This window comes from Micromonospora citrea (assembly GCF_049629545.1).
Classification (GTDB): Bacteria; Actinomycetota; Actinomycetes; order Mycobacteriales; family Micromonosporaceae; genus Micromonospora; species Micromonospora citrea_A.
The window spans coordinates 13,173-30,441 of sequence record NZ_JBNADX010000034.1 but is presented as its reverse complement, the minus strand read 5'-3'; the positions used below and the strand labels follow the sequence as shown (position 1 = coordinate 30,441).

16 protein-coding genes are annotated in these 17,269 nt (G+C 72.4%); 6 read left to right on the top strand and 10 right to left on the bottom strand.

The annotated features are described in order from the left end of the window. The first annotated feature begins 377 nt into the window (after nt 1–377). A complete protein-coding gene (locus ACPFP2_RS26945) occupies nt 378–2,012 on the top strand; it encodes a cellulase family glycosylhydrolase (protein WP_424092609.1) in 1,635 nt (544 codons plus the stop codon). Between the two features lie 187 nt (nt 2,013–2,199). On the opposite strand, the gene miaB is transcribed toward ACPFP2_RS26945, so the two are convergent. Next, the gene (gene miaB / locus ACPFP2_RS26940; RefSeq protein ID WP_424092607.1) at nt 2,200–3,699 is read right to left on the bottom strand and encodes a tRNA (N6-isopentenyl adenosine(37)-C2)-methylthiotransferase MiaB; all 1,500 of its coding nucleotides are present in this window, start codon (nt 3,697–3,699) and stop codon (nt 2,200–2,202) included. Between the two features lie 53 nt (nt 3,700–3,752). Here miaB and ACPFP2_RS26935 point away from each other — a divergent pair, with 53 nt between their 5' ends. Further along, nucleotides 3,753–3,980 carry a DUF2277 domain-containing protein gene (locus tag ACPFP2_RS26935; RefSeq protein WP_091295449.1) on the top strand — a complete coding sequence of 76 codons (228 nt, stop codon included), beginning with the start codon at nt 3,753–3,755 and terminating at the stop codon, nt 3,978–3,980. A gap of 190 nt (nt 3,981–4,170) precedes the next feature. Here the strand turns inward: ACPFP2_RS26935 and ACPFP2_RS26930 are convergent, their stop codons facing one another. Further along, a complete protein-coding gene (locus tag ACPFP2_RS26930; RefSeq protein ID WP_088978026.1) occupies nt 4,171–4,650 on the bottom strand; it encodes a hypothetical protein in 480 nt (159 codons plus the stop codon). Nucleotides 4,651–4,938: 288 nt separating this feature from the next. Beyond that, nucleotides 4,939–5,934: a selenide, water dikinase SelD gene (selD, locus tag ACPFP2_RS26925; protein ID WP_424092604.1), complete on the bottom strand. Its 996-nt coding sequence runs from the start codon at nt 5,932–5,934 to the stop codon at nt 4,939–4,941. 193 nt (nt 5,935–6,127) lie between these two features. Between selD and ACPFP2_RS26920 the strand changes: the two genes are divergently transcribed. From ACPFP2_RS26920 to ACPFP2_RS26905, 4 genes are read left to right on the top strand one after another with little or no spacing between them, the layout of a single operon-like run. Further along, nucleotides 6,128–6,883: an amino acid ABC transporter ATP-binding protein gene (locus ACPFP2_RS26920; protein WP_424092603.1), complete on the top strand. Its 756-nt coding sequence runs from the start codon at nt 6,128–6,130 to the stop codon at nt 6,881–6,883. 57 nt (nt 6,884–6,940) lie between these two features. Beyond that, complete coding sequence (locus tag ACPFP2_RS26915; RefSeq protein ID WP_424092601.1) at nt 6,941–7,819, top strand: glutamate ABC transporter substrate-binding protein; 879 nt, start codon at nt 6,941–6,943, stop codon at nt 7,817–7,819. Nucleotides 7,820–7,858: 39 nt separating this feature from the next. Further along, complete coding sequence (locus tag ACPFP2_RS26910) at nt 7,859–8,566, top strand: amino acid ABC transporter permease (RefSeq protein ID WP_424092599.1); 708 nt, start codon at nt 7,859–7,861, stop codon at nt 8,564–8,566. Then, entirely contained in the window at nt 8,563–9,531 is a 969-nt protein-coding gene (locus ACPFP2_RS26905) for an amino acid ABC transporter permease (protein ID WP_424092597.1), read from the top strand. The genes ACPFP2_RS26910 and ACPFP2_RS26905 overlap by 4 nt, the downstream gene beginning before the upstream one ends. A 52-nt stretch (nt 9,532–9,583) precedes the next feature. On the opposite strand, the gene rny is transcribed toward ACPFP2_RS26905, so the two are convergent. The 7 genes from rny to ACPFP2_RS26870 all read right to left on the bottom strand — a co-directional run bounded on the left by rny (nt 9,584) and on the right by ACPFP2_RS26870 (nt 17,197). Further along, nucleotides 9,584–11,350: a ribonuclease Y gene (rny, locus tag ACPFP2_RS26900; protein WP_424092595.1), complete on the bottom strand. Its 1,767-nt coding sequence runs from the start codon at nt 11,348–11,350 to the stop codon at nt 9,584–9,586. A gap of 643 nt (nt 11,351–11,993) precedes the next feature. Beyond that, entirely contained in the window at nt 11,994–12,692 is a 699-nt protein-coding gene (locus ACPFP2_RS26895) for a regulatory protein RecX (RefSeq protein ID WP_424092593.1), read from the bottom strand. 14 nt (nt 12,693–12,706) lie between these two features. After that, complete coding sequence (gene recA / locus ACPFP2_RS26890; protein ID WP_088978017.1) at nt 12,707–13,753, bottom strand: recombinase RecA; 1,047 nt, start codon at nt 13,751–13,753, stop codon at nt 12,707–12,709. A gap of 185 nt (nt 13,754–13,938) precedes the next feature. Next, entirely contained in the window at nt 13,939–14,139 is a 201-nt protein-coding gene (locus tag ACPFP2_RS26885; RefSeq protein WP_424092591.1) for a DUF3046 domain-containing protein, read from the bottom strand. A gap of 4 nt (nt 14,140–14,143) precedes the next feature. Then, complete coding sequence (locus tag ACPFP2_RS26880; protein WP_424092589.1) at nt 14,144–15,436, bottom strand: MFS transporter; 1,293 nt, start codon at nt 15,434–15,436, stop codon at nt 14,144–14,146. A 184-nt stretch (nt 15,437–15,620) separates the two neighbouring features. After that, nucleotides 15,621–16,379: a GNAT family N-acetyltransferase gene (locus ACPFP2_RS26875; RefSeq protein WP_424092587.1), complete on the bottom strand. Its 759-nt coding sequence runs from the start codon at nt 16,377–16,379 to the stop codon at nt 15,621–15,623. A gap of 116 nt (nt 16,380–16,495) precedes the next feature. Beyond that, nucleotides 16,496–17,197 carry a UdgX family uracil-DNA binding protein gene (locus ACPFP2_RS26870; RefSeq protein WP_424092586.1) on the bottom strand — a complete coding sequence of 234 codons (702 nt, stop codon included), beginning with the start codon at nt 17,195–17,197 and terminating at the stop codon, nt 16,496–16,498. Nucleotides 17,198–17,269: the final 72 nt, after the last annotated feature.

Below are 17,269 nucleotides of genomic sequence, written 5' to 3'. Positions count from 1 at the left end.
GCGCGGGAGGGCGACGCGCAGGCGCGCGACGGCGACGCACGGCGCGGGAGGGCGACGCGCAGGCGCGCGACGGGGGCGGGAGGGCGGGCGGGGCGAGCTGTGTGAGCAGGAAAGCGTCGTCCTGGGCCGAGGGCGGGCGGGCCGGTTGACGCATCGAGGTGCGCTGATCAGAATGGGCGCAGAGTCAGGTCGATCACCGGCGCGAGGGCACCGGCGGCGCGGGGCGCCGCCGGAGGTCGCCGGCACTTCCCGCGAGTGGCCGTCCACGTGACACGGCCGTCGACGCTCGTCCGCGTACCCGATGACGAGCGGGCCGTCTCCCTTGGTCCTTCCGCCCGCGGCGCTCGTGCGGCGCGGGCATCCGAAGTGGAGCCCTGATGCACCGACCCACCGCCCTCGGTGGCGCGCTGACCGCGCTCGCCACCGCCGCGGCCGGCGTCCTCGTCGCCGCCGCCGTCAGCACCTCACCGGCCGCCGCCGCTGTCGGCGGCACCGGCACCGGCTACCTGCACACCACCGGCAACAAGATCGTCGACAGCACCGGCGCGACGGTACGCCTGACCGGCATCAACTGGTTCGGCATGGAGACCGACAACAAGACCTTCCACGGGCTCTGGTCGAACAATCCGTGGCGCGGCCAGCTCGACAAGATGGCCGGCCTCGGCTACAACACCCTGCGGATCCCGTACTCGAACGACGCGCTGAAGCCGGGGGCCACCGCAAGCGGGATCAACGACTTCGTCAACCCGGACCTGGTCGGGCTCTCCCCGTTGCAGATCCTCGACAAGGTCATCGACTACGCCGGCAGCAAGGGGATGCGGGTCATCCTGGACCGGCACCGGCCGACCTCGGCCGGGCAGTCGCCGCTCTGGTACACCTCGACGGTCTCCGAGGCGACCTGGATCAACGACTGGAAGATGCTCGCCCAGCGGTACGCGGGCAACCCGACGGTGATCGGCGCGGACCTGCACAACGAGCCGCACGCCGAGGGCACCAACCCGGCGGCGACCGGCGCCTGCTGGGGCTGCGGGGACACCGCCCGGGACTGGCGACTGGCGGCCGAGCGGGCCGGCAACGCGATCCTCGGGGTGCAGCCCAACTGGCTGATCTTCGTGGAGGGGGTGAGCTGCCCCAGCGGCGGCCTGTCGAACGTCTGGGACAACGACCCCAGCAACGACGAGGACTGCGGCTGGTGGGGCGGCAACCTGTCGAAGGCCAAGGACTTCCCGGTCCGACTGAACGTGGCGAACCGGCTGGTCTACTCGCCGCACGAGTACGCCACCAGCGTCTACGAGCAGTCCTGGTTCAAGGCCCCGGACTACCCGGCGAACATGCCGGCGATCTGGGACAAGTACTGGGGTTACCTGCACAAGCAGAACATCGCGCCGATCATGATGGGCGAGTTCGGCACCACGTTGCAGGACCCTCGGGACAAGGTCTGGCTGGAGAACCTGATGGCCTACACCGGCACCGGGGTCAACGGGATGTCCTTCACCTACTGGTCGTGGAACCCGAACTCGGGTGACACCGGCGGCATCGCGCTGGACGACTGGACCAACGTCAACACCGCGAAGCAGGCGATCCTCCAGCCGTACCTGATTCCGCCGGTGGGTGGCGGCACCGGCCCGACCGGATCGCCCACCGCCAGCCCGACCGGCAGCCCGACCGCCACGCCGACCGGAACGCCGACCACGCCGCCACCGGCGGGAGCCTGCACCGCCACCTACCAGCAGGTCAACGCCTGGCAGGGCGGTTTCCAGGGTGAGCTGACCGTGAAGAACACCGGCACGGCGGCGGTGAACCCGTGGTCGGTGACCTGGTCCTGGCCGTCGGGAGTGACCCTGGCCAGCGGCTGGAACGCCACGGTGACCCAGTCCGGCACGACGGTGACGGCGGCCGGGCCGACCTGGTCGCCGTCGCTCGCCGCGGGCGCGTCGGTGACCATCGGCTTCACCGCCAACGGCGCGGCTTCCGCGCCGGGCTCGGTGAAGCTGGGCGGCGTCGCCTGCTGAGTCGAGCACCATCCGCCCTGATCGGTGGCCGTCACCTGAGGGTGGCGGCCATCGGCGTCTTCCATGCGACGGCCGACCTTTACATCGATATCCATCTGTGCGGCGCGGGCGCCGGCCGGATCTCGGTCTGACCGTAAGCCGGGAAGCGGTCGGGGCCCCGCCGGTGCGGCGGGCCCCGACCTCGCCGTCAGTGGGCGGCGCAGCCGGTCGTCGGCGCGGGCGCCGCGGCCGGCGCGCCGACCGTGGGCAGCCCGAGCAACACCCCGGGGGTACGTGGGGATCGCCCCGCCTCGGCCGCGTCACCGGCCCGGGTACGCCGGTGCGACAGCGGTTCGCCGTCGGCGTTGAGGTGGTGCGGCGCGGCGTAGGTGACCGTGGTGTGCACGATGTCGCCGGGCCGGATCGAGCCGGCGTACGAACCGGCGTCGAAGTGGACGAGGCGGCCGTCGCGGGCCCGGCCGGACATCCGGCCGGTGCGCTCGTCCTTGCGCCCCTCACCGACGGCGACCAGCACCTCGACCGGCTCCCCCACCAGGCGCCTGTTCTCCGCCCAGGTGATCTCCTCCACGCAGGCGATCAGCCGCTCGTAGCGCTCCTGCACCACCTGCTTGGGGAGTTGGCCGTCCATGGTGGCGGCCGGGGTGCCGGGGCGCTTGGAGTACTGGAAGGTGAACGCCGAGGAGAACCGGGCCTCGCGCACCACGTCCAGGGTGCGCTGGAAGTCGGCCTCGGTCTCGCCGGGGAAGCCGACGATGATGTCGGTGGTGATCGCCGCGTCCGGCATCGCCGCCCGGACCTTCTCGATGATCCCCAGGTACTTCTCCGACCGGTACGACCGGCGCATCGCCTTCAGCACGTCGTCGGAGCCGGACTGCAACGGCATGTGCAGCGAGTGGCAGACGTTCGGCGTCTCGGCCATCGCGGCGATCACGTCGTCGGTGAAGTCCTTCGGGTGCGGGCTGGTGAACCGGACCCGCTCCAGCCCGTCGATGTCACCGCAGGCGCGCAGCAGCTTGCCGAAGGCGTACCGGTCGCCGAACTCCACCCCGTAGGAGTTGACGTTCTGCCCGAGCAGGGTCACCTCCAGCACGCCCTCGTCGACCAGGGCGCGCACCTCGGAGAGGATGTCGCCGGGGCGGCGGTCCTTCTCCTTGCCGCGCAGGGAGGGCACGATGCAGAACGTGCAGGTGTTGTTGCAGCCGACCGAGATCGACACCCAGCCGGCGTACGTGGACTCGCGCCGGGTCGGCAGCGTGGACGGGAAGACGTCGAGGGACTCCAGGATCTCCACCTCGGCGGCGGCGTTGTGCCGGGCCCGCTCCAGCAGCACCGGCAGCGAGCCGATGTTGTGCGTGCCGAAGACCACGTCCACCCAGGGGGCCTTGCGGACGATGTCGCCGCGGTCCTTCTGCGCCAGGCAGCCGCCCACGGCGATCTGCATCCCGGGGTGCTTGTCCTTCACGGGGCGCAGATGACCGAGGTTGCCGTAGAGCCGGTTGTCGGCGTTCTCCCGGACGGCGCAGGTGTTGAACACCACCACGTCCGGGTTGTCGTCGACCTCGCCGGCGCGGACGTAACCGGCCCGTTCCAGCAGGCCGGAGATGCGCTCGGAGTCGTGCACGTTCATCTGGCAGCCATAGGTGCGCACCTGATAGGTGCGCGGGCTGCGCTCGGCTGCGGTAGTCATGACGTGCACAGCGTATCCGGGTCGACCGGGATCCCCCGAACGAGGAGCAGCCAATGTGCCGGAGCATCAAGACCCTGCGTGAGCCGTACGTGCCGGAGGTGACCCAGGCCGACGTCGAGGCGGCGGCGTTGCAGTACGTCCGGAAGATCTCCGGGTTCCGCGCCCCTGCCGCCCACAACGCCGAGGCCTTCGACGCCGCGGTACGCGCCGTGGCCGCCGCCACCGCGACCCTGCTGGACCAGTTGCAGGTCCGCGGCTCGCGCCCCGCCGCCACCCGCTGACCGTCGCGGGGCCGAGGGCTCCACGCCCAGACCGTCGCGGGGCCGAAGGCTCCACGCCAGACCGTCGCGGGGCCGGCGCGACTGACCCCGCCCACCCCGGCGGGCAGTCGCCGCCGCGCGGGGCCCGGCCCGGGTCGGGCGGCGTCGCGAGCCGGCCGGCCTCAGGGGCCGGCGGGCCACGAGTCCCGGATCAGGCGGCGGCGAGGGCCGGGTTGACCGAGTCGGGGGCCCACCTCGAACGGTGGCAGCGGGACCAGCCCCGGCAGCCGGGGTGGGTCAGCGTGCAGAGCCGCCGGCCGGTCAGCACCTCGCCGTCGTCGGTCTCGGTGACGTCGAAGTGCACCGGGCGGATCGTGCCGTCCGGCGCGACCAGCAGGTGCCGGCCCGCGTCGAGGGTGTCATCTGCCATCAGGCAGTTGCGGTCGAGCAGCCGGGCCAGCGCCGCGATCGCGCGCTGCTCGTTGAGCGACTCCGGCACCCCGTAACAGTCCACCACCGTGCCGAACTCCCCCGGCGCCTCCCACACGTCGCAGACCACCGCGTACGTGGGCAGCCGCGCCGGGTCGGCGATGGCGAGGGGCATCACCACCCGGCCGAGCGCCTCGGCCAGTGCCGGGTACACCTCCACGGGTGCCGCCCGGTCGATTCTCCAGTTCCACAGCTCGGTCACGCCGCCTCCTCGCTGCGTTCGTCCCACCGGCCTCCGGATCGGGCCTTACACACGATGGTGGGGGGCATATGACCTCAGCCGGGGGCAAGTTACCGGTCTGTGACCATTCCGGGCAAAATTTCCTGGAGCATCGTTGCTCCGAGTAGCGGGAAGGTGACAGTTTATCGGGTATGGTGCCCGCTCCGGCGAACCCCCCACCCGCCCGCGTGGCGCACCGGCCAGCTCGCCGGGAGGCCCCGTCCGTCGCGTGGCGCACCGGTCGCCTCGGCGGCGGGCCGGTGGCGGCGGTCAGCGCAGCACGACCAGGTGCTCGCCCCGGGGCAGCAGCTCGCCGATCACCGTGCCGCCCGGCACCTCCCCGGCCACCAGCAGCCCGCCGGAGGTCTGGGCGTCGGCCAGCAGCAGCCGGTCCGCCTCGCCGGCCGGGCCGACGTCGGTCCACGGGGACACCCAGTCCAGGTTGCGGCGGGTGCCGCCGCTGACGTACCCGTCCCGGACCGCCTCGCGCGCCCCCGGCAGGTACGGCACCCGGGCGACGTCGACGGCGACCGTCAACCGGCTCGCCCGGGCCAGCTTCGAGGCGTGCCCGAGCAGTCCGAAACCGGTCACGTCCGTGCCGCAGCGCACCCCGGCGGCGACCGCCGCCCGGGCCGCGTCCCGGTTCAGCGCGGTCATCGAGGCGACCGCCGCGTCGAACCGCTCGCCGGTGCGCTTGTGGCGGGTGTTGAGCACCCCGACGCCCAGCGGCTTGGTCAGCGACAGCGGCAGGCCGGCACGCCCCGCGTCGAGGGTGATCAGCTCCTCCGGGCGGACCACGCCGGTGACCGCGAGGCCGTACTTCGGGCCGTCGTCGTCGACGCTGTGCCCGCCGGCCAGGTGGCAGCCGGCCTCCCGGGCCACGTCCTGCCCGCCGCGCAGCACCTCCCGCGCCAGCTCCAGCGGGAGCACGTCGCGCGGCCAGCACAGCAGGTTGAGCGCGACCAACGGGGTGCCGCCCATGGCGTACACGTCGGAGAGCGCGTTGGCCGCGGCGATCCGGCCCCAGTCGTACGGGTCGTCGACGACCGGGGTGAAGAAGTCGGCGGTGCTGACCAGGCCGGTGCGCTCGTCCAGCCGGACCACGGCCGCGTCGTCGCCGTGCTCCAGCCCGACCAGCAGCTCGGCGACGCCGACGGCCGGGGCCAGCCCGGCGACCATCGCCTCCAACTCACCGGGAGGGATCTTGCAGGCGCAGCCCCCACCACGGGCGTAATCGGTCAGGCGGAGCCGGTCGGTCATCCCCACATGATCTCCGTCGGACGTGCCGCTCGCCACCGGAGCGCGCCGCCGAATGGCGGAATTCGGACGGCCGGGGACGGCGGGGACCGGTGTTACCGCTCCGTGACCATCTGAGTTGCGTTCCGCCACGTCACCCCGCCTACAGTTGCCCAAACCGGGGGTCGACCGACCCCGCTTTCCGGGACCGACGACAGGGACGGTGGACGACGTGGCGACGGGCGAACCGCTCATCGTGCTGGACGGGGTCAACAAGTGGTTCGGCCCGCTGCACGTGCTCGACGACGTGTCACTCTCCGTCGGCAAGGGTGAGGTCGTGGTCGTGATCGGCCCCTCCGGCTCCGGCAAGTCGACCCTCTGCCGGGCGATCAACCGGCTGGAGCCGATCAACTCGGGCACCATCACCTTCGACGGGCAGCCCCTGCCGGCCGAGGGCAAGGCCCTCGCCAAGCTGCGCAGCGAGGTCGGCATGGTCTTCCAGTCGTTCAACCTCTTCGCGCACAAGACCATCCTGGAGAACGTCACCCTCGGCCCGGTGAAGGTCCGCAAGGAGAAGGCGTCCGTCGCCCGCGAACGCGGCCTGGCCCTGCTGGACCGGGTCGGCATCGCCAACCAGGCCGACAAGTACCCGGCCCAGCTCTCCGGCGGCCAGCAGCAGCGGGCGGCGATCGCCCGCGCGCTGGCCATGCAGCCCAAGGCGATGCTCTTCGACGAGCCGACCAGCGCGCTGGACCCGGAGATGGTCGGCGAGGTGCTCGACGTGATGACCTCCCTGGCCCGCGACGGCATGACCATGGTCGTGGTGACCCACGAGATGGGCTTCGCCCGGCACGCCGCCAACCGGGTCATCTTCATGGCCGACGGGCAGCTCGTCGAGGACGCGCCGCCGGCGGAGTTCTTCGCCAACCCGCGCAGCGAGCGGGCCCGGGACTTCCTCTCCAAGATCCTCACGCACTAGGCGTCCGTAGTGGACCGCGCCGTCCCCCGGTGGGTTCCGTCCAAGAAGGAGATGAGTATGCGTTTCAAGCGCGTGGCGGCGGTCGCCGCAGCGGCGACCCTGGCGCTCGGCCTGGCCGCCTGCGGTGGCGACGACGCCGACGAGGGCACCGGCGCCGGCAGCAAGTCCTTCCCGGCCGGCAGCACCATGGAGAAGCTCAACAAGGCCCAGAAGATCAAGGTCGGCACCAAGTTCGACCAGCCGGGCTTCGGGCAGAAGGGTCTGTCGGGCAAGCCGGAAGGCTTCGACGTCGAGGTCGCGAAGATCATCGTCAAGGAGCTCGGCATCCCCGAGGACAAGATCGAGTACGTCGAGACGCCGTCGAAGGTCCGCGAGGACGTCATCGTCAACGGCACCGTCGACCTGGTCGCGGCGACGTACACGATCAACGACAAGCGCAAGGAGCGCATCGCCTTCGCCGGGCCGTACTACGAGGCCGGCCAGAACATCCTGGTCAAGAAGGACGACACCACGATCACCGGCCCGGACTCGTTCAAGGACGGCTCGAAGAAGGTCTGCTCGGTGACCGGCTCGACCCCGGCCGAGGAGATCAAGAAGTACGTCAAGGACGTCGCCACCCAGGTGGTCCTCTTCGACACGTACGACAAGTGCCGTGACGCCCTCAAGGGCGGCCAGGTGGACGCGGTCACCACCGACAACGTGATCCTGCTCGGCTACATCGCCAAGGACGAGGCGTCCTTCAAGCTGGCCGGCGAGAACTTCACCAAGGAGCCGTACGGCATCGGGGTGAAGAAGGAGGACACCGCCTTCCGCACCTTCATCAACGACACGCTGGAGAAGGCGTTCGCCGACGGCAGCTGGAAGAAGGCGTGGGACGGCACCGCCGGCAAGTTCGGCGCGGAGCTGGGCACCGCTCCGACCGTCAACCGCTACTGACCGACCGCTGATCTGGAGGGTGGGGAGGAACACCGACCCGTGAACGTGCTCATCGACAAGTTCGACGTCTTTGCGGGTGGCTTCTGGCTCACCCTCCAGATCTGCGTACTCGCCGCGATCGGCGCCCTGATCCTGGGCGCCGTCGTGGCGGTGCTGCGCATCTCGCCGGTGCCGCCGCTGCGCGCGCTCGGCACCGGCTACGTGAACGTCTTCCGGAACATGCCGCTGACCGTGGTGATGTTCTTCGCCGCGTTCGGCCTGCCCGCGCTCGGCTCCAACGCCGACTTCCTGCGCGTCCCCGGGCTGGACGCGATCTTCAGCCGGCTCGGCACGGACCTGCCGTACTTCCGCTTCGCGCTGATCGCCCTGGTGCTCTACACCGCGGCGTTCGTCTGCGAGGCGCTGCGTTCCGGCGTGAACGCGGTGCCGGCCGGGCAGGCCGAGGCCGCCCGGTCGCTCGGTCTCACCTTCGGCCAAAACCTGCGGTACGTGGTGCTGCCGCAGTCCTGGAAGGCGTCGGTGGTGCCGCTCGGCTCGGTCATCATCGCGATGATCAAGAACTCCGCGCTGATCGGCTTCTTCGGCGTCGTCGGCGATCTGTCGGCCTCGGCCGACCAGCTCACCGGAGCCGAGGGCTACGCCTTCATCCCCGTCGCCATCGGCATCTCGATCGGCTACCTGATCATGACCGTGCCGCTCGGCGCCCTGCTGGACCGGCTGGAGAAGCGACAGGCGGTGGCCCGATGAGTCAGCAGACCAGCGTCCTCTACGACGTCCCCGGCCCCCGCCAGCGGCGGATCACGCTGATCAGCAGCATCGTCGCCACGGTGGTGCTGGCCGTCGGGGCGTACTTCCTGATCTACAAGCCGCTGGACGACAAGGGCCAGTTCTCGATGGAGCTGTGGGGGCCGCTGGTCGATCCCTCCAACGAGAACTTCCCCCTGGTCTGGGACCGGATCGCCATCGGCCTGAAGAACACCATGGTCGCGGCGGCGCTGGCCATCGTCGCGTCCCTGGTGGTCGGCACGCTGCTCGCCGTGCTGCGGATCCAGCTCAAGAGCCTGACCCGGCGGCGGTTCACCGGGCTGGCCACGCCGGTGGCGTACCTGCTGCGCGGGCTGAGCCTGACGCTGTCGGCGGTCACCCGGGTCTGCGTCGAGGTGTTCCGCGGCCTGCCGGTCGTCATCACCATCTTCTTCGTGGCCCGGGGCTTCCCCGAGTTCGGCATCACCTTCGACACGCTCTGGTACCTGGTCATCGGCCTGACCATCTACAACGCGGTGGTCATCGCCGAGATCCTGCGCTCCGGCATGGAGGGGCTGCCCGGCGGGCAGGCGGAGGCCGCCGCCGCGATCGGCCTCTCGCCGTCGCAGACCACCCGGATGATCCTGCTGCCGCAGGCCTTCCGGATCATGCTCCCGGCGCTGATCAGCCAGCTCGTCGTCGTGCTCAAGGACACCTCGCTGGGCTTCATCATCAGCTACGAGGAGACCCTCAACATCGGCAAGCAGATCATCGGCGTGCTCGGCAACCCGATCCAGGTGTACGTGGTGATCGGCGTGCTGTTCATCCTGGTGAACTACTCGCTGTCCAAGCTGGCGCAGTACGTCCAGCGCCGGCTCTCCCAGGGACGCAAGTCGACCGGGACTCCGGCCCAGACCCCACCCGCCGCGCTGGCCTCCCAGTCCGAGGCCACCGGCCAGGGCGTCTGATCCGCCGTACGACGAAGGGCCGGCCAGGTTGGCCGGCCCTTCGCCATGTCCGTCAGCGGGCGATCTCGGTGACCCGGGACTCCCGGACCACGGTCACCCGGATCTGGCCGGGGTAGGTCAGCTCCTCCTCGATCTGCTTCGCCACGTCCCGCGCCAGGACCGCCGCGCCGATGTCGTCGACGTCGTCCGGCTTGACCATCACCCGGATCTCCCGGCCCGCCTGCATGGCGAAGACCTTCTCCACGCCGAGCTTGCCGGCCGCGATCTCCTCGATCCGCTCCAGCCGCTTGACGTACGCCTCCAGGCTCTCCCGCCGGGCGCCCGGCCGCCCGCCCGAGCAGGCGTCGGAGGCCTGGGTCAGCACCGCCTCGATGGTCTGCGGCGGCACCTCGTTGTGGTGCGCCTCGATGGCGTGCACGACGTCCTCGTTCTCGCCGTACTTGCGGGCCAGGTCCGCGCCGATGATGGCGTGGCTGCCCTCCACCTCGTGGGTGAGCGCCTTGCCGATGTCGTGCAGGAACGCGCAGCGCTTGATGGTCGGCACGTCCAGCCGCAGCTCGGCGGCCATGATCCCGGCGATGTGCGCGGTCTCCACCAGGTGCTTGAGCACGTTCTGCCCGTACGACGTGCGGTAACGCAGCCGACCGAGCAGGGTGACCAGCTCCGGGTGGATCTCGGTGATGCCGACCTCGACCAGGGCGTCCTCGGCCGCCCGGTGGCAGAGTTCCTCCACCTCCTGGCGGGCCAGCTCGTGCACCTCCTCGATCCGGTGCGGGTGGATCCGGCCGTCGAGGACCAGCTTCTCCAGGGTGAGCCGGCCGACCTCCCGGCGTACCGGGTCGAAGCAGGAGAGCAGCACCGCCTCGGGGGTGTCGTCGATGATCAGGTTGACCCCGGTCACCGACTCGAAGGCGCGGATGTTGCGCCCCTCCCGGCCGATGATCCGCCCCTTCATCTCGTCCCCGGGCAGGTGCAGGACGCTGACCACGCTCTCCGCGGTCTGCTCGCTGGCCACCCGCTGGATCGCGTCCACCACGATGTGCCGGGCACGCTGCTCGGCGGTGTTCCGGGCGTCCGACTCGATGTCCCGGACGAGCAGCGCGGCCTCCCGCTTGGCCTGCGTCTCGATCACCTCGATCAGCTCGGCGCGGGCGGAGTCGGCGGTCAGCCCCGCGATCCGCTCCAGCTCGCGGCGGCGCTGCTCCTCGGCGGCGGCCAGCGCGGTCTCCCGCTCGTTCAGGGCGCCCTCGCGCTCGGCCAGGGCGGCGCTGGCCGCGGTGAGCTGCCGCTCCCGCTCGGCGAGGCGCTCCACCTCCTCGGTGTGCAACCGCTCGCGCTCGTCCATCCGGGCCGCCCGGCGTTCCACCTCGGCGGCCTGCTCGCGGGTGGTGGCGGCGAGGACCGCCACCTCTCGCTCACCGCTGCGCCGGGCGGTGGTACGCAACTGCTCGGCGTCCAGCTCGGCCTGCTTGTGGGCCCGTTCGAGGACGGTGTCGGCCTCGGCCCGGGCGTCGTCGAGCACCCGGCGGGCCTCCGCCCGGGCCGCCTTCGCCTCGGCCTTCGCGGCGGCCGCCTCGGCCCGGGCCGCCGCCGCCGCGGACTTCGCCACGTCGATCGTGCTGTTCGCCTCGTCGGCGGCGGTGCGGAGCGCGGCCAGGGACTGCTCCTGACGGTCCTTCTCGGCGATGAACGCCGGATCCTCCGGGCGGGGCGCCGCGCCGAGCTGCCGCACCACCCGGACGCCGAACAGGACTGCGCCGACGACGATCACCGAGAGGAGCACCACCGCGACGAGCAGCACCACCTCGACGGCACTCATGACCGCGCCCCGTCGCACCGCAATGCGGAACAGGGACGCCGTGCGTCGCCGGCTGATCCGCGCCCACCGACACCCCCTGGGGACCCGTGGTCCCTGTGCCGCCCCGCCATGGCCGCCTCCCCTGAACGTCGACGCCGCGGCGAACCGTGCCTCGGGCACGAACCGCCGCGGCCCTGGACGCCCGACCGAGCGGCTGGCCGTGGGTGCAGCTCTCCGTCGGCGGTGCCCGGGGCACCGTCGACAGCCGGTTGCAGTTGTCGGACCGGCTCCGGACCGGCCGTCCGGAGTCGCCGTCACAGGCCGGTGGAGCTGGCCAAAGTGATGCTGTTCTGTTACGCGATCTATGTTGTGCGCGTAGCCTGCGCTGGTCGGGCAGTTTGAGCCTGTATGGCGAGGCTAGGTCGCGGACGGCCGTTCGGTCAAGGACTCATGATCAAACCCCCCGAACGGAGAGAAGTTGAGCCGTCACCCGGTGGTGATGTCAGGCCGGACACCAGGGGACAAACAACGCGGCCGACCTGGCCGTGCGGGCACAGATCGGCAAGATCGACTCTGTGTCGCCGGGGTGCCGGTATCACCGCGCCCCGGATACCGCAACATCGCCACAACGGAGTCGATCACCACGGCGAACACGCGGCGCACGTCAGTCGAGAGCGCGGGTGTCCCGGTCGAGTTCGCCCTCGGCCTCGGCAAGGGCGTCCGCGTCGATCTGGTCGGCGAACTCGGCCGCCTCGGCGCTCTGGGCGGCCAGGGCGTCCTTCACCGCACGGATGGCCACCCCGGGCGGGTAGCCCTTGCGGGCCAGCATGCCGACCAGGCGGCGGAAGACCGCGTCGGGCTCGCCCCGGGCCGTCCGCAGCTTCCGCTCCACCAGCGCGCGGGCGGTCTCCGCCTCGGTCTCCTCGTCCAGTTCGCCGAGGGCCTCGCTCGCCACCTCGCCGTCCACGCCGCGCTGGCGCAGCTCGTTGGCGAGCGCGCGTCGGGCCAGCCCACGGCCGGCGTGGCGGCTGGAGACCCAGGCGCGGGCGAAAGCGGCGTCGTCGATGATGCCGACCTCGTCGTACCGGTCGAGCACCTGGGCCGACACCTCGTCGGAGATGCCCCGCTTGGCCAGCGCCCCGGCCAACTCCGCCCGGGTACGCGGACGCACCGCGAGCTGCCGCAGGCAGATCTCCCGGGCCGCCTCGGCCTCGTCCCGCGGTGGGGCCGCGGGCGCCTCCGGGTCGGTGTCGTCGGCCCGGGACCGGCGACCCCGGCGAGGGCGGGGCGGGCTGGTGGCGTCACCCGCCCGGGGCGGACTGGCGTCCCAGCCACGCCCCGTACGGGCGCGTCGTCCTGCCACGACTCAGCGACCGGTCAGAAGTCGACCGGCGGCAGCTCCGGGCCACCGGCGGCGTCGCCCGCGCCGACCCCGACGCCGAGCTTCTCCAGGATCTTCTTCTCGATCTCGGCGGCCACGTCCGGGTTCTCCTTGAGGAACTCCCGGGCCTTCTCCTTGCCCTGGCCGAGCTGGTCACCGTCGTAGGTGTACCAGGCGCCGGACTTGCGGATGATCGCCTGCTCGACGCCGACGTCGATCAGCGAGCCCTCGCGGGAGATGCCCTTGCCGTACATGATGTCGAACTCGGCCTGCTTGAACGGCGCGGCGACCTTGTTCTTCACGACCTTGACCCGGGTCCGGTTACCGACCACGTCGGTGCCGTCCTTCAGGCTCTCGATGCGGCGCACGTCGAGCCGGACCGAGGCGTAGAACTTCAGCGCCCGACCACCGGTGGTGGTCTCCGGGCTGCCGAACATCACGCCGATCTTCTCGCGGAGCTGGTTGATGAAGATCGCCGTGGTGCCGGTGTTGTTGAGCACACCGGTGATCTTCCGCAGCGCCTGGCTCATCAGCCGGGCCTGGAGGCCGACGTGGCTGTCGCCCATCTCGCCCTCGATCTCGGCGCGCGGCACCAGGGCCGCCACCGAGTCGATCACGATGATGTCGATCGCGCCGGAGCGGACCAGCATGTCGGCGATCTCCAGCGCCTGCTCGCCCGTGTCGGGCTGGGAGACCAGCAGGGCGTCGGTGTCGACGCCGAGGGCCTTCGCGTACTCCGGGTCGAGCGCGTGCTCGGCGTCGACGAAGGCGGCGATGCCGCCGGCCCGCTGGGCGTTGGCCACCGCGTGCAGGGCGACCGTGGTCTTACCGCTGGACTCGGGACCGTAGATCTCGACGACCCGGCCGCGGGGCAGACCGCCCACGCCGAGCGCCACGTCGAGCGCGATCGAGCCGGTGGGGATCACCGAGGTCTGGATGACCGGCCGCTCCCCCAGCCGCATCACCGAACCCTTGCCGAACTGCTTGTCGATCTGAGCGAGAGCAAGGTCGAGTGCCTTCTCCCGATCGGGCCCTGCGGCCATGTTTGCCACCCCTGCCTTCGCCGGCGTCTTTCCTGAGCTTCGCGTCACGCGGGACACGCTAGGCGCTGGGTCCGACAGAAAACCAGCCGACGGGCCGTGAGCTGTGGACGAGCACCCCGCTGTGGACAATAGCCGAACAGGTGTACGACTCGACAAGCGACACGCGGAAGTGACGAAAAGGCTGCTCAGCGTAGCCGGGAGGGGACCCGCTCGGGATAGGCGGCGACGACCGCCCGCCAGACCACGTGCGTCTCCTCGCCCTCGGCGAACGCCTGCGTGATGGTCCGCCCACCCAACTCGGAGAGCACCTGGTCGCTGGCGATGCTGGCCGCGTAACCCGGCCCGAAGGCCTCCTCCAGCCGGGTCCAGAAGTCGGTCAGCCGCACGTGATCATTCCTCCTCGTCGGGCGCCCCGGACGGCGACGCCGGACGCAACGCTAGCGCCACCAGGGGCACCACCGCGATCGCCGCCAGCAGGGTGAGCGTCGGATAACCCGCCACCCGCACGACAAACCCGCTGGCCGCCGCCGCGCCGGCCCCGGCCAGGCCCATGGTCAGGTCCGACAGCCCCTGCACGCTCGGGCGGACCCCGGTCGGCACCGACTCCGACAGCAGGGTCGAGCCGGCGACCATGGTGCCCGACCAGCCCAGCCCGAGCAGGACCAGGCCGACCGAGAGCCTCGGCGTGTGGTGCCCGGCCGTCCCGGCGACCGCGCAGGCGGCCAGCAGGGTGCCCACCCCGCCGAGGATCACCGCGCGCCGGCCGACCCGGTCGGTGAGCCAGCCCACCACCGGGGAGAGCGCGTACATGCCGGCGATGTGCAGGCTCAGCACGATGCCGACCACGCGCAGCACGTCCACGTCGGCGTGCGACTCGCCGAGGCGTACCGGGGTCATCGTCATCACCGCGACCATCACCAGGTGGCCGACCGCGACGGCGGCGATGCCGAGCCGGGCGGCCGGCCGGGCGGCGACCACCCGCCAGGCCGCGCGCATGCCGGCCGCCGCCGGGGACCCGGTGGCCGCCGGCCCGGCCGCCGCGAGCCGGCGCGCGGTGAGCAGCGGGTCGGGCCGCAGCAGCACCAGCAGTACGACCGCCGCCAGCACGAAGGCCGCCGCGCTGAACGCGAAGGGTCCGGCCAGCGGTGGGAGCCCCCAGCCATGGGTGACGCGGTCGGCGAGCGCGGCGAAGTTCGGGGCGGCCACCGCGCCGATGGTGGTGGCCCAGACGATCAGCGACAACTGGCGGGCGCGCCGGGCCGGCTCGGCGAGGTCCACCGCGGTGTAGCGGGCCTGGAGGTTGGCGGCGGTGCCGCCGCCGAAGAGCAGCATGCCGAGGAAGAGCAGGGGCACCCAACCGGTGACCGCGGCGAGCACCACCAGCACCCCGCCGACCGCGCCGACGAGGTACGCCAGCACCAGCCCCGGCCGGCGACCGTGCCCGGTCATGACCCGGGTGACCGGGATCGCGAGCAACGCCGCGCCGACCACCCCGGCGCTCTGCGCGAGCCCGGCCACGGCCGTCCCGGCGACCCGGGCGGCGAGCAGCGCCCCGACGGACAGCCCGATGGTGACGCCGATGCCGCCGATGATCTGGGTCCCGAAGAGCAACCGCAACGTGCGCCGCTGGATCGGGGCGACGTCCGGCCGGGCGGACGCCGGGGCGGTCAGGTCGGTGGCCATCGGGGGCTCCTGGGTAAGGGGTGACGGGCTGCCCCATCCTTGCGCACCCGGCCACGGTGGCGCACGGGCGTTCTCCCCCGAGCCGAATCCGGCCCGGCCAGGGCCGGGGCGCACCCGCACCGGGCCACGCGGCACGCCCATCGCCGGCCCGCGACGTGACCGTGCGGCAGCGCGCGACGGCCGCTCAGCTCCACCAGACGGCGTCGGTGACCGGGACGAACCCGAGCGAGTCGTAGAGCGGCCGGCCGGCCCGGGCGGCGGTCAGCGTCACCGGCCGGTCACCGAGGTGCGCCAGCGCCCCGTGCAGCAGCGCCCGGCCGACGCCCCGGGAACGGTGCGCGGGCAGCGTGGTCATCCAGTAGATCCCGGCGCCGTCGTCGGCCACGGTCAGGCAGGCGCCGGCCGGCGTCCCGCCCCGGTGGGCCACCAGGAAGCCCACCCGTGGCCGGTCGAGCAGCGCGGGCGGGAACGCCTCGCCCGGCCGGTGCGGCTGCCACGGCTCCAGCGGGAAGCCGTGCACCACCAGGCCCTCGGCGACGGCGAGCTGCGCCGGGGTCGTGGCGAGGGTGACCGCCAGGGCGGGCGGCGGGACCGGCGCCGGCCGGCGGATCATGATCGGCAGGGACCGCCGGGTGAGCCCGGCCCCGGTGAGGTCCACGCCGCCGAACGGGTCCTCGACGACGACCCGGCCCGGCAGCCGCCGCCGTACCAGGTCGGTCAGCGCCGCCACGTCGGATGCCGACGGCGCGGAGGTCAGCAGCAGGACCCGCAGGCCGGCGCGGTCGTCGCCGTGGACGGCGAGCAGACCGGGCAGCCGGGTCAGGGCGTGTCCCCGGGCCTCGGCGAGCGCGGTCCAGAGCGCGGCGGCGTTCCGGGTGGCGAGGTGCAGGTCGTCGCCGTGGACGGCCTGGTCGGACCGGGCGGTGATCGGAGCGGTACCCATGCCGGCAACGCTAGGCGGCCCGCCGACGCCGACACAGGTCCAATACGGCCGCCCGGGGCTGGTCCCTCGCCGGATCGTCGGGCGCCGGCCGGGAGGCGCGGAGGGGACGGCGCCGCTCAGGCCGCCAGTGCCCGGGCGGCGACGGTGAGGTCGGCGACCAGTCCCTCGTACGCCGTGTCCTGGTCGTCGGCGCGCAGCACGGCGGACGGATGGATGGTGGCCAGCAGCCGCGCGGCGGGCGCGTCGGCGACCTTCCCGGCGCTGTCCACCGGCACCCGGGCGAAGTCCTCGGGGCGCTGCGCGGACGCGGGCCATGGCAGCAGTTCGCCGCGCTGCCGGGTGACCCGGAACGACGGGCCGAGCAACGCCTTCGCGGCGGTCGCGCCGAGCACCACCACCAGCTCCGGGCGCAGGCGGGAGAACTCGGCCACCAGCCACGGCCGGCAGGCGGTGATGTGCACCCGGTCCGGAGTCTGGTGGATGCGCCGCCTGCCGCGCAGCTCGAAGCGGAAGTGCTTGACTGCGTTGGTCAGGTAGATGTGCCCCGGGTCGATGCCGGCGTCGTCGACCGCCTTGCGCAGCAGCCGTCCGGCGGGGCCGACGAAGGGCAGCCCCTTCTGGTCCTCCATGTCGCCGGGCTGCTCGCCGACGAAGACCACCCGGGCGCTCTCGTCGCCCCGGCCGAAGACCGTCTGCGAGGCGTCCCGGTACAGCTCGCAGCCCTGGCAGCCGGCGGCGGCGGCACGCAACTGGTCCAGGGTGTCGGCCTGTGGCGGGATGAACTGCTGGGCACCGGGGGCGTCGGTCTGCTCGGCCATGCCGACTGTTCTACCCCGCGCGGCGGTCACGTGGTGCACCCGCCCGGCGTGGCGGAGCGGCCTTCGCCGCCA

Coding starts and splice junctions, on each gene's coding strand:
- recA (WP_088978017.1), bottom strand. CDS start 13,753: ATGGCCGCAGGGCCCGATCGGGAGAAGGCACTCGACCTTGCTCTCGCT.
- ACPFP2_RS26935 (WP_091295449.1), top strand. CDS start 3,753: ATGTGCCGGAGCATCAAGACCCTGCGTGAGCCGTACGTGCCGGAGGTG.
- ACPFP2_RS26915 (WP_424092601.1), top strand. CDS start 6,941: ATGCGTTTCAAGCGCGTGGCGGCGGTCGCCGCAGCGGCGACCCTGGCG.
- ACPFP2_RS26875 (WP_424092587.1), bottom strand. CDS start 16,379: ATGGGTACCGCTCCGATCACCGCCCGGTCCGACCAGGCCGTCCACGGC.
- miaB (WP_424092607.1), bottom strand. CDS start 3,699: ATGACTACCGCAGCCGAGCGCAGCCCGCGCACCTATCAGGTGCGCACC.
- ACPFP2_RS26870 (WP_424092586.1), bottom strand. CDS start 17,197: ATGGCCGAGCAGACCGACGCCCCCGGTGCCCAGCAGTTCATCCCGCCA.
- ACPFP2_RS26880 (WP_424092589.1), bottom strand. CDS start 15,436: ATGGCCACCGACCTGACCGCCCCGGCGTCCGCCCGGCCGGACGTCGCC.
- rny (WP_424092595.1), bottom strand. CDS start 11,350: ATGAGTGCCGTCGAGGTGGTGCTGCTCGTCGCGGTGGTGCTCCTCTCG.
- ACPFP2_RS26945 (WP_424092609.1), top strand. CDS start 378: ATGCACCGACCCACCGCCCTCGGTGGCGCGCTGACCGCGCTCGCCACC.
- ACPFP2_RS26905 (WP_424092597.1), top strand. CDS start 8,563: ATGAGTCAGCAGACCAGCGTCCTCTACGACGTCCCCGGCCCCCGCCAG.